The organism is Ruegeria sp. CE12 (assembly GCF_056537525.1).
The window spans coordinates 665,157-678,455 of record NZ_JBQFRS010000001.1 but is presented as its reverse complement, the minus strand read 5'-3'; the positions used below and the strand labels follow the sequence as shown (position 1 = coordinate 678,455).

Below are 13,299 nucleotides of genomic sequence, written 5' to 3'. Positions count from 1 at the left end.
CGATCGCTAAATTTGGATAGGGTTGGCTTTGGCCAGCGCATCAAAGCGCATCAATGTGTCAACGAGCTTGGGCATCTGATCCAGGTAGATCATGTTTGGCCCATCACAGGGTGCATTGTCGGGATCCTGATGGGTCTCCATGAATACTGCTGCTGCACCCACCGCAACTGCGGCACGGGCCATAACGGGTGCAAATTCTCGCTGCCCGCCTGATGATCCGCCGCGGCCGCCAGGCTGCTGCACCGAATGCGTTGCATCCATGACGACTGGGTAGCCAGTCTGCGCCATGATCGGCAACGACCGCATGTCCGCGACCAGAGTGTTATAGCCAAACGAAGCCCCACGCTCGGTCAGGAGGAGATTATGGTTGCCGGTGCTTTCGATCTTGGTGACGATGTTCTGCATTTCCCAAGGGGCAAGAAACTGACCCTTTTTGACGTTGATCACGGCGCCAGTGTTCCCCGCAGCCAGCAACATGTCTGTCTGGCGGCACAAGAAGGCCGGGATCTGCAGCACATCCACGGCCTCGGCAGCGATGGCGCATTGAGCTTCGGAATGAACGTCGGTCAGAACCGGTATGCCCATTGTTTTGCGGATATCGTCCAGAACCTTGAGCCCTGCATCAATACCCATTCCGCGCTTGCCGGATAGCGAGGTCCGGTTGGCTTTGTCATACGAAGCCTTAAAGACGTACTGTGCGCCAGCGGCTTCGCAGGCTTCTTTCATTGTGCCCGCGATCATCTGAGCGTGGTCCGCGGTCTCAAGCTGGCAGGGACCGGCGATGATGGTAAGCGGAAGGTCGTTGCCAACTGTCAGATCGGCGATTTTTACATGTTTCATGAGTCTTACGAGGATACCTGTTCACGAAGGACTGACGCTGTAAGCGAAATCAACAGGTAGATACCAGCAAACAACAGGAAAGCCAAAATCGTATTTTCAAACTTGCGTGGATAGGTGGGTTCCTGACTGGCCACCGGGTTTACGGACACAGTAAGATACCGAACCTTTCGGTTGGCCTCGGTGCGTGTTGTTTCCATCTGCTGCAAAGCGGTTTGGAGCATCATATCCCGTGCCGCCAGATCGGCTTGAGCCATCTGAATGCGAACGCTCAATCGGGCAAGCGAATTTTCGCCTGCAGACGCGTCCAGCATTTCGGCATTCAGTTCGGCAAGAACGGCTTCCAGTCGTTCGATGTCTGCCCTGACGCCGTCAACCTTGGCTTTGTTTGGTCGAAGATTGTCCAGAAGCGCTGCAAGTTGCAGTTCTTTGTCCTGTAACTGAACTTCGATTTCGTTGATGCGCCCGCGCATGCCTGCAAGGACATTTTCCGGATCAAGCACAGCGCCCTGCATCTGCAACTCAATCAGGTTCTCTTGTGCTTTTCGGCGTTCCTCTTGCGCAGTTTCGAAGCCCCTCAAGGCGTCCCGCATCTGATCTTCGCGCTTCAATTCGGTCAGCCCGTTTATTCTCTCTTCGGCGTATGAAATCAGAAGGTTAGACAGATTGACCGAAGTTTCAGCATCCGGCGCGGCAACTTCCATCCGAATGATACCATCGGTTGGGTCATACCCGATCGTGATCATTTTTTTGTAAAGTTTATAGGCCTCTTCAAGGCTCGCATCGGGGGACAGACGCTGAATCGGATCAATCCAATCCTGTTGGAAAATCTCGGTAAACCCGACATCTTTATCGAGCCTTTGCAGCGCATCTTTGGATTCAAGGAACTCCTGGGTCGCAACGGAATCCTGTGCTGTGGCGAATTGCGTTCCGGACAGCAAGCCTCCGATCGCTCCGCCACCATCTGCCTGCAGAATGGAAAATGCGGAATCGCTTGCGTACATGGGCGTTGCCACGCGGTAGAAGTAATATCCGACGACTATCGTGGGCAGCAAAACAAAAACAGCCAAACGCGCGAATAGACCGATGAGTTTGCGTCGACGACGTTTGGCGACGTCTTTCTGGATTTGCCCAATCTCATATTCACGACGTTGGGCGGGGCTCAACTCTGGCCCTGGCAAGGTTTCCTGTGCCCTCTTAACCGTTTGGGGCAGTTGGATATTTATAGTGTCTTTAGGGTCAGTTTCTCTATTTGCTTCAGAACCCGATGAGGCCGCAAGTTCCAGCAGATTGGTGCGCTGGAAGGGATCAATGCCTTTCTGACGCAGTAACCGAACTGCATCGTAATCGGATGTGGCCGCCAACCCATTTTTTTGCGCCAGTCGACGAGCTACTCGTAACTGGCGGCCAGTCAACCCTTCGCGTTTGATGGCATCCAATTCAATGCCCGGCTGACTTTCGCCGGTGGCGGTGGGGGGTTGGGTTGCCCGCCGGATTCGGGAAATCGCTTCCGAGCGTGCTTCAGCGGTTCCTTCCCCTTGCGGCGCATCGCCTGAATTGAATTTCTTAGCCTTGGGTTTGGTAGTCATATAGCTGCTTTGCCTCTTCCAAGGTTTCAAACATGTAGAGCTGCCCATCGACAAGCACAGCCGCTTGTCGTGCGAATTTTTCAAGTATCTTGGGGCTGTGCGAAACGATCACCAGGGTAGTGGTTCGCAAACGCTCCTGCAGGATTTCACCGGCCTTCTTGTTGAACTCCACGTCCGTAGTAGAGGGCATTCCTTCGTCGATAAGGTACATATCGAAGTCCAGCGCCAACATCAGCGAAAATGTGAACCGCGCGCGCATGCCAGCCGAATAAGTGGCCAGCGGCTGGTTGAAATATTCACCCAAGCCACACAGCCAACGGCAGTAGGCTTCGACATAATCCGGATCCATACCGTAGATTTTGGCGATGTATCGTGCGTTTTCCAAAGCGGACATGCGTTTGGAAACGCCACCGGTGAACCCCATCGGAAACGAGACCCGGCATTCGCGGCGTATAACGCCTTCATCGGGTTGCTCAAGCCCAGCCATCATGTTGATAAGAGTAGTCTTTCCTGTCCCATTCGGCGCCAGAACCCCGAGGGATTTACCCAGCTCGACCCGGAAAGAGACATTGTCCAGGATTACCTTTCGGCGCGTCCCGGTCCAGAAGGATTTGCTGACGTTCTCAAATTCAAGCATTCACGACCTGCTGATCGTTCCTTTTATGTCTGTCATTCGCCGGATCGTATCACCAGCGTTTCTGCTACCGATCCATGTTGGCCACATTATGTCGAAATATGAAACAAATGATCAATGCGTTCCGGTCGTTGTTCAGGATTGTGTGACCTGTGGCTCCACCACTGGATCGAAATCGCAGGACCATTATCTTCATGACAAGCAATGAACAAGCTGGATTGAGGAAACCTTATCATCCTATGAATTTGCTGGCCTATCAGATCCGGTCCTGCCGTCTATGCGCAGATACATTTGCGCAAACCTATACGGCGCATAAACCGCGCCCCGTGGTCTGGTTTCAATCGGGATCACGAATATTGATCGCAGGCCAGGCTCCCGGTGCGCGTGTCCACGAATCCGGTCGTCCGTTTACCGATCCGTCGGGTGATCGATTGCGTGAATGGCTCGGCCTGGATGAGGACGTGTTTTATGACAGGGCGCAGGTTTCCATTGTGCCGATGGCTTTCTGTTTTCCAGGCTATAACGATCGCAAGGCCGACTTGCCGCCACCTCCCGTCTGTGGTCACACGTGGCATGACAAGGTGATGCAGGAGTTGGGTGAAGTGCGTCTGACTGTGTTGGTCGGCGGCCATGCGCATAAATATCACCTGGGCGCCCGAACGCCTGTCACGGAGACTGTTCGAAACTGGCGAGACCATGCGCCGCGTGTCTTTGCCTTGCCTCACCCGTCGTGGCGCAATACGGCATGGTTGAAGAAGAACCCGTGGTTCGAAGCTGAACTGTTGCCGGTTTTGCGTGCGCGGGTACAAGAGGTGCTGAATGACTGACACAACGGCCCTGGATGCTGCCCATGCCGAGATGGAGGCAAACCCACAGGACGATGCAGCGCGGCTGCGGTTTTTCGAACGGCTGGCTGATTGCGAACTGTTCCTGATGTTGACCGAAGAGGCACGGGACGAAAACATATCGCCCGAACTGTTTGAGGTGGCGGATGGCAGCTTTGTACTGGCATTTGATCGTGAAGATCGACTGGCTGGTTTCGCGGGCCGACCGGCACCTTATGTTGCACTGTCTGGCCGGGTACTGGCAGCGATGTTGTCCGGGCAGGGGATCGGACTGGGTCTGAATCTGGATACGGCCCCTTCATCCATGTTGATTCCAGCTGAGGCATTGGGCTGGCTTGCCAGCACCCTTCAGCATGGGCCGGAAGAAGTACAACAGAAACTGGCGGAGTTTCTGTCTCCATCCGGATTGCCGGACAGGCTGCTCACAGCATTGGACACCAAATTGGCGACCGCTGCGGGGCTTGCCAGTGCTGCGTTTCTGGTGGGCACAAAAAACGACCTTGGCGGGCAGGGGCATTTGCTTGGGTTCGTCGGCGCCTCGGATGAGGCCGAGGCCGCGCTCGCCAAAGCCGTATCGGAAGCGCTTACCTTTTCTGGCATTGAAGCCGGTGCATTGGATGTTGGTTTCTTCAATGCAGACGAGCCAACGGCCGCAGCGCTGGCCAATGTCGGATTGCGTTTTGAGTTGCCTCAGCCAGAAGTCCGGCAAGTCTCAAGGCCCATTCCGGGAAGTGATCCGGAAAAGCCGCCAATCCTAAAATAGAGATTGCTAAAAATGAAAAGGCCACGCGGAGTAGTGCTCCGACGTGGCCTTTCCCTTGAAGCTATTTACTCGGCCGCAGGTTCCAGCTTGTCCTGCGTGCGTGTCTCGAAGTCGCTGGCGTCATGGCGTTCATGCAACTGCATGTGAGGTTCACCGAAAGGACGGTTCACCATGCGACCGCGCACAACAGCGGGCCGTTCGTCAATCGCCTTGGCCCAACGCATAACATTCTTGTAGGATTCTACGTCCAGGAACTCTGCTGCATCGTAGAGACGGCCCAGAACAAGCTGGCCATACCACGGCCAGATTGCCATGTCGGCGATGCTGTAGTCTTCGCCGGCGATGTAGGTCTTGGTTGCCAGTTCACGCTCTAGCACGTCCAGTTGACGTTTGGCTTCCATGGCAAAGCGGTTAATCGGGTATTCCCATTTTTCCGGGGCATAGGCGTAGAAATGACCGAAACCGCCACCCAGGTAAGGCGCGCTGCCCATCTGCCAGAACAGCCAGTTCATAACCTCGGTGCGCTCGGTTCCCGATTTTGGCAGAAACTCACCGAACTTCTCGGCCAGATGAAACAGGATCGACGCACTTTCAAAAACACGGATGGGATCATCGCCGGATCTGTCCCACAGGGCAGGGATTTTTGAGTTAGGGTTCGCCTCGACAAAACCCGAGCTGAACTGGTCGCCCTCACCGATATTGATAAGCCAGGCATTGTACTCAGCACCTTCATGACCCAGCGCCAACAGTTCTTCCAGCATCACAGTCACTTTGACACCATTGGGAGTTGCCAGTGAATAAAGTTGCATAGGATGTTTGCCGATTGGCAGATCCTTGTCGTGGGTCGCGCCGGCAATGGGCCGGTTGATATTTGCGAAGCGTCCACCGCTTTCGCTGTCCCAGGTCCAGACTTTCGGTGGTGTATAGGTCGCGTTCTCGCTCATCACTTACCTTTCATGCCTTTGTCGGGCTGCGCACCCGGTGCAACAACAGCTAATGTTGCAAAAGTCAAAGTCCAAGCCCCGATGTTGCACTGGCTTTGTAACATTCCGCGACGATCTCCTCACGTTTCCTCGTTGGATGTCACACCGCCGCGAGCAGGACTACGAAGTGCATCAGAATCGCATATTGTCATGCCAGTCCCGCCACCACGGCGCCCGGAAACAGTTGAAATAAGAGGATTGACCACATGAAACGCTTTGCCCTGACCTTTGCCGCGGCTGTGACGCTGGCCGTTCCGGCATTTGCTGGCCCGCAATATGTTGACGGAACCGGATTTGCCGTCTCAGGTTACGACGTCGTCGCCTACCGCGATCTTGCTCAGGTGCCGGTCGGACAGTCGCAACCAGAAGCGGTGCGTGGTCAGTCGGATATTACTGCGGAATACAATGGGTCCACTTGGGCGTTCTCGACAGAGGAAAACCGCGACAAGTTCCTGGAGAACCCGGCCTATTACGCGCCGCAATATGATGGCCACTGCGCCTATGGCGTTTCAAAAGGCGGCAAGGTTCCGGCCAACCCGAACCTGTGGCGGATTGTCGATGATAAACTGTACCTGAACATCACTGATGTTGTGGTTGGCTTCTGGGAAGAAGACGTTCCGGGCAACATCAATCTGGCCGAAGGCAACTGGCCCGGTATCGAAACATCGGATGCCTCGACCAGCGTCATTCCAAAATTCACGTCCGAAGGCCCTGTGTCCAACTAAACCGACGGTTCAGTATCGAAAGCCCGGCTTAATCGGCCGGGCTCTTCACCCGATCATTGGTTAGCTTGCGATCCAGAACTCATCCCGCATCTGTTCGTCAGCTTCGAAACGAATTCTCACGCTTCGCGCGCCGGGGAATTTACTCTGACGGATCGAATCCGGAATAACCACTTCACCCGAGCCTGAACTCTTTGACTGAAACGCAAGGATTTCGGTTTCTTTCCGGCGACAGCTGGACAGAATAGATGTTGGCAAAGCAACCCTGTTTGAGCCTTCGCAGACAGGGGTCGCTACAAAAAATGTCAGATCGCGTCCGTAACATCCAATGGCATCCGGTACATGATCCGAAGCCCGAGCGTTGTCGCGAACGGAAGCGGTATCATTGCTTTGAACCATTCCATCTGGACGGTACGGAATGGCCAGATCAGGGTTTAGCAAGATATGGCAGGCCTCGATTTGGTCTTCATCCAGTTCGACAACACGTTTGCGCAGCTTGGGCCGCCGCGGCTGCGCCGATCCCTGCCTTTCTTTGCTGGCGAAACCTTCTTTTCTTAAATAGTCATACGCCGCTTTAGCGTTGGAGAAATTGGAATAATCCCCATCGGTGTGATCCGGATGCGCATGAAATGCGATACGACGCCAAGCGTCACGAATTTCATCTGCGTCCGCCGATTGGCCGAGGCCAAGAGCCTCGAGCGCATCTACCCGGGCCTGGATCCTGTTAACTGGCTCCATACTCAAAACACTCTTTAAACTACACAAGCCCAGTTTGAGGGCTAACGTTTTTTTGTCAAATTTCTCAAAGAATTGAGGTGTATTGGGCGAACAATAGGATGAGCCGCGTGAGATTGTCTTCGCACGGTAAGGGTGATGTACTGTTGCAAAACCAGATAAAAAAGAGCCGGACTGACGAAGCAGCCCGGCAGCACAGGGGTCCTTGTTTGAAATCAGGCGACGTTTTGTAGTTCAGCTTTCGGAACAATCCCGAGTGCAAAACAGACATCTCGCGTTAACTCGGGCCGGTTCAGTGTATAGAAGTGCAGCTTGTCGACACCGCCTTCGATCAGGTCCGAGCACAATTCTGTGCAGACTGCAGTGGCCAGCAAATCTTCGCGACCATCACGCACTGCCTTTTCAAACGCTTGCTCCAACCAGGTCGGGATGCTGGCACCACAGCGTTGAGCAAACTTGCGTGCACCTTTCCAGTTCTCGATTGGCAGAATGCCCGGCACGATCGGCTTATCAATTCCGGCCTTTGCGCAGGCATCGCGGAAGCGGAAGAAGGTTTCGGCCTCAAAGAAAAACTGGGTCAGTGCTTCATCTGCGCCGGCATCCAATTTGGCTTTCAGCCATTCGACATCAGCTGCCATGTCACCGGCTTCGGGATGTTTGTCAGGATAGGCACCGACGCGGATGCTGAACATCTCGGTTTCGGCCAGCGCTTCGATCAGTTCGACCGAGCTGGTAAAGCCTTCGGGATGCGGTACGAACCGATCCTGACCCTTAGGTGGGTCACCCCGCAGCGCGACGATATCCTGAACGCCTGCACGTGCGAAGGTATCCGCAATCTCCAGCGTTTCCTGACGCGATGCATCAACACATGTCAGGTGCGCCGCAACGGGCAGGCCCGAAGATTTATGCAATGTGGCCACAGCATCCCGCGTCAATTCACGGGTCGTGCCGCCGGCACCGTAGGTGACCGAAACGAAACGAGGGTCAAGCGGCGCCAGAGTCTGGACGGTATCCCAAAGACGAAACGAGGCCTCCAGCGTTTGGGGCGGAAAAAACTCGAATGAAATTTCAGGCTTGGTCATCGGGCCCTCACAGCTTTTGTTCCCGGCCCTTGTGCCATGCGAAGCATTGTGAGACAAACTCATATTATTCAAGAACAACATGAGCTCAGTAAAATATGCATATCGAGTTCCGACATCTCCGCACGATCAAGGCCATTCATGAATGTGGTGGGCTGGCGCGTGCAGCGGATCAACTGAACATCACGCAGTCGGCGCTAAGCCACCAAATCAAAGGGCTCGAAGATCAGGCTGGGGTTGAGTTGTTCCTGCGGCGATCCAAGCCGATGAAACTCTCTGCTGCGGGTCTGCGTTTGCTGCGTCTTGCTGAGCAAATATTGCCTCAAGTCGAGGCGATGCAGGATGAGTTCTCTTCGCTCCGCGACGGACGGACGGGCCGCATGCATATCGCTATTGAATGCCATGCCTGTTTTGAATGGCTGTTCCCGGTGCTTGAGGCCTTCCGGAAATCCTGGCCAGACGTAGACGTCGACATCCGACCGGGCCTAGCATTTGATGCGCTGCCAGCATTGCAGAAAGAAGAGGTGGATCTGGTTGTATCCTCCGACCCCGAAAACCTGCCGGGTGTCGAATTTGTTGAATTGTTTGACTACAACGCTGTGTTTGTCGCGGCCTCGTCTCATCCGTTGGCCGACAAGCCCTATATCGAAGCCGAAGACTTTCGCGGGCAAACGCTGATCACATATCCGGTTGAGAGGACGCGACTGGATGTTTTCAGTCAGTTGCTGATCCCAGCAAGGGTTGAACCGGCAACGATCCGGCAGGTTGAACTGACCGCTGTGATCCTGCTGCTGGTGGCGTCAAACCGGGGGATTTCAGTGTTGCCCGACTGGGTTGTCCGAGAGGTTAAATACAACTCTGATTACGTCACACGTCCGCTGACCAAAGAGGGGATCACCCGTAGGCTATACGCTGCAGTACGCTCTGAAGACCTTGAAAAACCGTTCGTTCAGGAACTGGTTAAACTCGCAAGGGTCGAGGCGCGCAAGTTGCAGACCCAATAGGTGTCTGTTACGGCGTCGGTTGCGGGGCTGATATGCACATCATGCCTCTTGGCAAGGTCGACTTGCCCCAGTATACGCGCGGTTTGACCGGACAGGAGCGTCAGAACAATGGTTGGCAGTGCAAATCTCAACATCATGATCAAGGCCGCGCGCAAAGCGGGGCGTTCTTTGGTCAAGGATTTTCGTGAGGTCGAAAACCTGCAGGTGTCGATGAAGGGCGCTGGTGACTTCGTATCGAAGGCTGACATCGCTGCCGAGGCGATCCTGAAAGAAGAATTGCTGGGCGCTCGCCCGACCTATGGCTGGCTGGCCGAAGAAGGCGGAGCGATTGACGGCGAAGACCCAACGCGCCGCTGGATTGTCGACCCTCTGGATGGCACCACCAATTTCCTGCACGGCCTGCCGCACTGGGCGATTTCGATCGCACTGGAACACAAAGGCAAGATCGTTGCTGGTGTGATCTACGACGCTGCCAAGGATGAAATGTTCTTTGCCGAAAAAGGCGAGGGCGCGTGGATGAATGACACCCGCATCCGTGTTTCAGGTCGCCATCGGATGATTGAGTCGATCTTCTCTACAGGTTTGCCTTTTGGTGGTCGTTCTGACCTGCCTGCGACTTTGCAGGATCTGGCGCGCCTGATGCCAGCATGTGCAGGTGTTCGCCGCTGGGGCGCCGCTGCTCTGGACATGGCCTATGTCGCCGCCGGCCGCTACGAAGGTTTCTGGGAGCGTCGCCTGAACGCCTGGGATCTGGCTGCGGGCATCATCATCGTCAAGGAAGCAGGCGGCTTTGTTCAGGCTCTGAACCCTGAAGGCAGTGTGCTGGAAGATGGTGAAGTGATTTGCGCCAACGAGCCGATCTTTGACAGCTTTGCCAAGGTGATCCGCGGCTAACGCGAGACCTTTGACTCGAAGTTTTGAAAGCGCGCCCTGAAACAAGGCGCGCTTTTTTTGTCTAGAGAGTTGCGCGCTGGGCCAATCCGGCTTCATCCGCCAATCTGGCGGCGACCGACGCGACAGCCAGATCCTGCAACCCGACGCCGGTCCCATCGAACAAGGTGATCTCGGTGTCACTCGTCCGCCCGGAATGGTCGCCATTGATAACCGCACCAATCGGGGTGATCGCTTCGGCGGTAGTCGAACCGTCTGTCGCGGCGTGCTGCGCCTCTCCAATCGTGACGGATTGCGCCACCTCGTCGGTGAACACTGAGGCAGCGGCAACCAGGGATGGATCCACTTCCATCTTTCCCTTGGTATCGGTGCCCATACAGGCCAGATGAGTGCCAGGCTTGATCCAGTCTTTCAGCAGCAGGGGTTCAAAGGCAGAGGTGATCGTGATGATCACATCCGCTTGCGCGCCCAACTCCTGTTGACTAACTGCTTCGAATTCCAGCCCGATCTCGTCGGCGACAGCCGCCAACCGAGGCAGCATGTCTGGGTGCGGGTTCCAGGCCACAACCTTTTCAAAATCGCGTTGCTCCGCAGCCGCGCGCAATTGGAAGGCAGATTGATGACCAGCTCCGACCATGCCCAGCACCTTTGCATCCTTTCGGGCCAGATGAGCGATGGAAATGGCCGAAGACGCCGCAGTGCGCACTGCGGTCAGATAGTTACCGCCAACCAGCGCTGACAGTCGTCCAGTATCCGGGTCAAATAGGAACACCGTTGACTGGTGGTTGGTTAGACCGTGTTCCGCGTTTCCCGGCCAATAACCACCTGACTTCACGCCCAGAACCTTACCATCGCGGTCAAACCCGGATTTGAAACCGTAAAGCGCATCCGCGTAGCCAAGCGCCTCACGGATAACGGGAAAGTTCCATGCGCCACCACGTGCCATCGCGGCGAATACGTCCTGAACGGCGTCAAAGGCCTGTTGCCGACCGACCAGTTTTTCGCACAGCTCTTCACCGACGATCAGCAAGCCATCTGTTTGTGTTGTCATACCATCCCTCATTGTCAGTATGCCTTCCCGCGCGCAGACACGGGCCACAGGGTTTCGACCTTGCCGTTGCGGACACCGACATACCAATCATGGACATTGCACGTTGGATCACAGTGACCGGGCACCAGACGCAGCTTGTCGTTGACTTTCAACACACCGTCCGGATCGCCGATCACCCCATGTTCATCCGAGCATTTCAGATACTCGACGTCGTCCCGCCCATAGATGAAGGGCAGGCCACTATCGACTGACTGCGCTTTGAGGCCCGCATCACAGATGGCCTTGTCGGCTTTGGCGTGGCTCATGACACTCGTCAGAATGAACAGGGCGTTTTCCCATTCCCCCTGATCGATCCGCTTGCCGTCCTTATCAAGAATGCGACCATAATCAGCATCCATGAAGGCGTAAGAACCGCATTGCAACTCGTTGTAAACGCCCGAGTTACTTTCGAAGTAGTAGGAACCGGTTCCGCCGCCGGAAACCAACCCACATTCAATACCCTCAGCTTTCAGTCCATCCACAGCGTCCTTGACCATGGCGATTGCGGTATCGAGTTTCTCTTGCCGCGCCTCATAGGTATCCAGATGCTGCATCGCACCCTGATAGGCCTGAATGCCGGTGAATTTCAGGTTGGGTGCAGCTTGCACAGCTTTGGCGATAGCAACGACGTCCGAAGTATTGGTTACGCCGCAACGACCCGCCCCACAGTCGATTTCTACAAACACTTCCAGCTCGGTGCCGTGCTTTTGAGCAGCCGCAGACAGATCGGCCACGTTGTTGATGTCATCGACACAGACAATGGTGCGTGCACCAAGTTTGGGCAGTTGGGCCAATCGATCGATCTTGGCAGGATCGCGAACCTGATTTGAAACCAGAATATCCTTGATGCCGCCGCGCGCGAATACTTCTGCCTCAGACACCTTCTGACAGCACACGCCAACGGCATCGCCCAGCTTTTCCTGTAGTTTCGCGACATCCACAGACTTGTGCATCTTGCCGTGCACGCGGTGACGCATCCCGTGGGCTTTGGCATAATCGCCCATCTTTTTTATGTTCCGCTCTAGCGCATCCAGATCAAGGATCAGGCAAGGCGTTTGAATTTCGGTTTCATCCATGCCAATCGCGGCAGGGATGTCATAGCCAACTTCGAGTTGATCGATATTTATGGGTTTGTTCATCCTGTTTCTCCTTACCCTTTGAGCCAGGGCAGCTTGTCCAGATCCACGTTGCCGCCGGTGATGATCACCCCGACGCGCTTGCCCCGGAACACGTCGGGGTTCTTGAGAATTGTCGCCAATGGCACGGCAGATGACGGCTCCATCACAACGCGCAGGTATTTCCAGGTCAGTTTCATCGCTTCGACGATGTCATCCTCCGACGCCGTGAAAATGTCGGTCACGTGGTGCGATACGAAGTGCCACGTGTTTTCCTTGAGAGGCACCAGCAACCCGTCAGCTACCGTCTTGGGTGCGTCGTCAGCGATAATGTGTCCCGCTTTGAACGATCGGTAAGCGTCGTCAGCCTGCTCTGGTTCTGCCGCGTAAATCGCTGTCTCAGGAGACAGGTTCGACACGGTAAGACAGGTACCTGAAACCATGCCACCACCGCCGATTGGCGCAATCACGGCATCTACACCGTTGGTCTGTTCAAGTAGTTCCGCCGAACAGGTTGCCTGACCCGTGATGACGCGCAAATCATTATACGGATGCACAAATTCGCCACCTGTGTGGGCCTGAACTTCGGCAAAGGTTGACTCACGCGAAGACGTGGAAGGTTCGCATTCGGTGATTGTGCCGCCAAACCGGCGAACAGCATCTTTCTTTGCTTGTGGTGCCGTACGTGGCATCACCACATTGCAGGGGATACCGCGACGCCCCGCCGCATAAGACAGTGAGAGCGCGTGGTTGCCGCTGGAATGCGTGCAGACGCCCTTGGTAGCCATCTCATCACTCAGACCAAACACGGCATTGCTGGCCCCGCGAACTTTGAAAGCGCCAGCCTCCTGAAAATTCTCACATTTGAAGAACAATTGTGCACCGGTCAGGTCGTTCAGATAGTCTGACGTCATTACAGGAGTGCGTCGGATATGAGGTTTGATGCGTTCATGCGCTGCGCGCACATCGTCGATCGTCAGATCGGACGCTGTGATTTGATCTAACATGTGGG

The 13,299-nt window shown here is 55.2% G+C and carries 14 protein-coding genes; 5 read left to right on the top strand and 9 right to left on the bottom strand.

Features of this window, described 5'->3' with window-relative positions; genetic code table 11:
- Positions 1-6: 6 nt before the first annotated feature.
- From kdsA to ACR0IO_RS03365, 3 genes are read right to left on the bottom strand one after another with little or no spacing between them, the layout of a single operon-like run.
- Positions 7-840, bottom strand: coding sequence for a 3-deoxy-8-phosphooctulonate synthase (gene kdsA / locus ACR0IO_RS03375; protein ID WP_155145454.1), 834 nt, complete (start codon positions 838-840; stop codon positions 7-9).
- Positions 841-845: 5 nt separating this feature from the next.
- The gene (locus ACR0IO_RS03370) at positions 846-2,426 is read right to left on the bottom strand and encodes a KpsE/RkpR family capsule polysaccharide export protein (protein ID WP_480739584.1); all 1,581 of its coding nucleotides are present in this window, start codon (positions 2,424-2,426) and stop codon (positions 846-848) included.
- The gene (locus ACR0IO_RS03365) at positions 2,404-3,063 is read right to left on the bottom strand and encodes an ABC transporter ATP-binding protein (protein ID WP_155145450.1); all 660 of its coding nucleotides are present in this window, start codon (positions 3,061-3,063) and stop codon (positions 2,404-2,406) included. The genes ACR0IO_RS03370 and ACR0IO_RS03365 overlap by 23 nt, the downstream gene beginning before the upstream one ends.
- A gap of 236 nt (positions 3,064-3,299) precedes the next feature.
- Here ACR0IO_RS03365 and ACR0IO_RS03360 point away from each other — a divergent pair, with 236 nt between their 5' ends.
- Together ACR0IO_RS03360 and ACR0IO_RS03355 are read left to right on the top strand one after the other, a co-directional pair.
- Entirely contained in the window at positions 3,300-3,887 is a 588-nt protein-coding gene (locus ACR0IO_RS03360; RefSeq protein ID WP_480739782.1) for a uracil-DNA glycosylase family protein, read from the top strand.
- Entirely contained in the window at positions 3,880-4,668 is a 789-nt protein-coding gene (locus ACR0IO_RS03355) for an SseB family protein (RefSeq protein ID WP_480739581.1), read from the top strand. Before ACR0IO_RS03360 ends, ACR0IO_RS03355 begins: the two co-directional genes overlap by 8 nt.
- A 65-nt stretch (positions 4,669-4,733) precedes the next feature.
- On the opposite strand, the gene yghU is transcribed toward ACR0IO_RS03355, so the two are convergent.
- A complete protein-coding gene (gene yghU, locus ACR0IO_RS03350) occupies positions 4,734-5,612 on the bottom strand; it encodes a glutathione-dependent disulfide-bond oxidoreductase (RefSeq protein ID WP_480739578.1) in 879 nt (292 codons plus the stop codon).
- 245 nt (positions 5,613-5,857) lie between these two features.
- On the opposite strand from yghU, the gene ACR0IO_RS03345 reads away from it, so the two are divergent.
- Positions 5,858-6,376 carry a YHS domain-containing (seleno)protein gene (locus ACR0IO_RS03345; protein ID WP_155145444.1) on the top strand — a complete coding sequence of 173 codons (519 nt, stop codon included), beginning with the start codon at positions 5,858-5,860 and terminating at the stop codon, positions 6,374-6,376.
- 60 nt (positions 6,377-6,436) lie between these two features.
- Here ACR0IO_RS03345 and ACR0IO_RS03340 read toward each other — a convergent pair whose 3' ends face one another.
- Both ACR0IO_RS03340 and metF read right to left on the bottom strand, forming a co-directional pair.
- Positions 6,437-7,111, bottom strand: coding sequence for a DnaJ domain-containing protein (locus tag ACR0IO_RS03340; RefSeq protein WP_480739576.1), 675 nt, complete (start codon positions 7,109-7,111; stop codon positions 6,437-6,439).
- A gap of 212 nt (positions 7,112-7,323) precedes the next feature.
- Positions 7,324-8,190, bottom strand: a complete 867-nt coding sequence (gene metF, locus ACR0IO_RS03335; protein WP_480739572.1) for a methylenetetrahydrofolate reductase [NAD(P)H] — start codon at positions 8,188-8,190, stop codon at positions 7,324-7,326.
- A 95-nt stretch (positions 8,191-8,285) separates the two neighbouring features.
- On the opposite strand from metF, the gene ACR0IO_RS03330 reads away from it, so the two are divergent.
- Together ACR0IO_RS03330 and ACR0IO_RS03325 are read left to right on the top strand one after the other, a co-directional pair.
- The gene (locus ACR0IO_RS03330) at positions 8,286-9,191 is read left to right on the top strand and encodes a LysR family transcriptional regulator (RefSeq protein WP_480739570.1); all 906 of its coding nucleotides are present in this window, start codon (positions 8,286-8,288) and stop codon (positions 9,189-9,191) included.
- Positions 9,192-9,299: 108 nt separating this feature from the next.
- Positions 9,300-10,085, top strand: coding sequence for an inositol monophosphatase family protein (locus tag ACR0IO_RS03325; RefSeq protein ID WP_155145437.1), 786 nt, complete (start codon positions 9,300-9,302; stop codon positions 10,083-10,085).
- A gap of 61 nt (positions 10,086-10,146) precedes the next feature.
- Here ACR0IO_RS03325 and bhcD read toward each other — a convergent pair whose 3' ends face one another.
- The 3 genes from bhcD to bhcB are packed head-to-tail and all read right to left on the bottom strand — an operon-like array spanning position 10,147 to position 13,294.
- Positions 10,147-11,133, bottom strand: coding sequence for an iminosuccinate reductase BhcD (bhcD, locus tag ACR0IO_RS03320; RefSeq protein ID WP_480739567.1), 987 nt, complete (start codon positions 11,131-11,133; stop codon positions 10,147-10,149).
- A gap of 14 nt (positions 11,134-11,147) precedes the next feature.
- Complete coding sequence (gene bhcC, locus ACR0IO_RS03315) at positions 11,148-12,311, bottom strand: 3-hydroxy-D-aspartate aldolase BhcC (RefSeq protein ID WP_480739565.1); 1,164 nt, start codon at positions 12,309-12,311, stop codon at positions 11,148-11,150.
- A gap of 11 nt (positions 12,312-12,322) precedes the next feature.
- On the bottom strand, positions 12,323-13,294 hold the full coding sequence (gene bhcB, locus ACR0IO_RS03310; RefSeq protein WP_480739563.1) for a beta-hydroxyaspartate dehydratase BhcB: 972 nt from the start codon (positions 13,292-13,294) through the stop codon (positions 12,323-12,325).
- Positions 13,295-13,299: the final 5 nt, after the last annotated feature.

Excerpts from the sequence above, each read along its gene's own strand:
- kdsA (WP_155145454.1), bottom strand. The coding sequence starts at position 840 with ATGAAACATGTAAAAATCGCCGATCTGACAGTTGGCAACGACCTTCCG.
- ACR0IO_RS03370 (WP_480739584.1), bottom strand. The coding sequence starts at position 2,426 with ATGACTACCAAACCCAAGGCTAAGAAATTCAATTCAGGCGATGCGCCG.
- ACR0IO_RS03365 (WP_155145450.1), bottom strand. The coding sequence starts at position 3,063 with ATGCTTGAATTTGAGAACGTCAGCAAATCCTTCTGGACCGGGACGCGC.
- ACR0IO_RS03360 (WP_480739782.1), top strand. The coding sequence starts at position 3,300 with ATGAATTTGCTGGCCTATCAGATCCGGTCCTGCCGTCTATGCGCAGAT.
- ACR0IO_RS03355 (WP_480739581.1), top strand. The coding sequence starts at position 3,880 with ATGACTGACACAACGGCCCTGGATGCTGCCCATGCCGAGATGGAGGCA.
- yghU (WP_480739578.1), bottom strand. The coding sequence starts at position 5,612 with ATGAGCGAGAACGCGACCTATACACCACCGAAAGTCTGGACCTGGGAC.
- ACR0IO_RS03345 (WP_155145444.1), top strand. The coding sequence starts at position 5,858 with ATGAAACGCTTTGCCCTGACCTTTGCCGCGGCTGTGACGCTGGCCGTT.
- ACR0IO_RS03340 (WP_480739576.1), bottom strand. The coding sequence starts at position 7,111 with ATGGAGCCAGTTAACAGGATCCAGGCCCGGGTAGATGCGCTCGAGGCT.
- metF (WP_480739572.1), bottom strand. The coding sequence starts at position 8,190 with ATGACCAAGCCTGAAATTTCATTCGAGTTTTTTCCGCCCCAAACGCTG.
- ACR0IO_RS03330 (WP_480739570.1), top strand. The coding sequence starts at position 8,286 with ATGCATATCGAGTTCCGACATCTCCGCACGATCAAGGCCATTCATGAA.
- ACR0IO_RS03325 (WP_155145437.1), top strand. The coding sequence starts at position 9,300 with ATGGTTGGCAGTGCAAATCTCAACATCATGATCAAGGCCGCGCGCAAA.
- bhcD (WP_480739567.1), bottom strand. The coding sequence starts at position 11,133 with ATGACAACACAAACAGATGGCTTGCTGATCGTCGGTGAAGAGCTGTGC.
- bhcC (WP_480739565.1), bottom strand. The coding sequence starts at position 12,311 with ATGAACAAACCCATAAATATCGATCAACTCGAAGTTGGCTATGACATC.
- bhcB (WP_480739563.1), bottom strand. The coding sequence starts at position 13,294 with ATGTTAGATCAAATCACAGCGTCCGATCTGACGATCGACGATGTGCGC.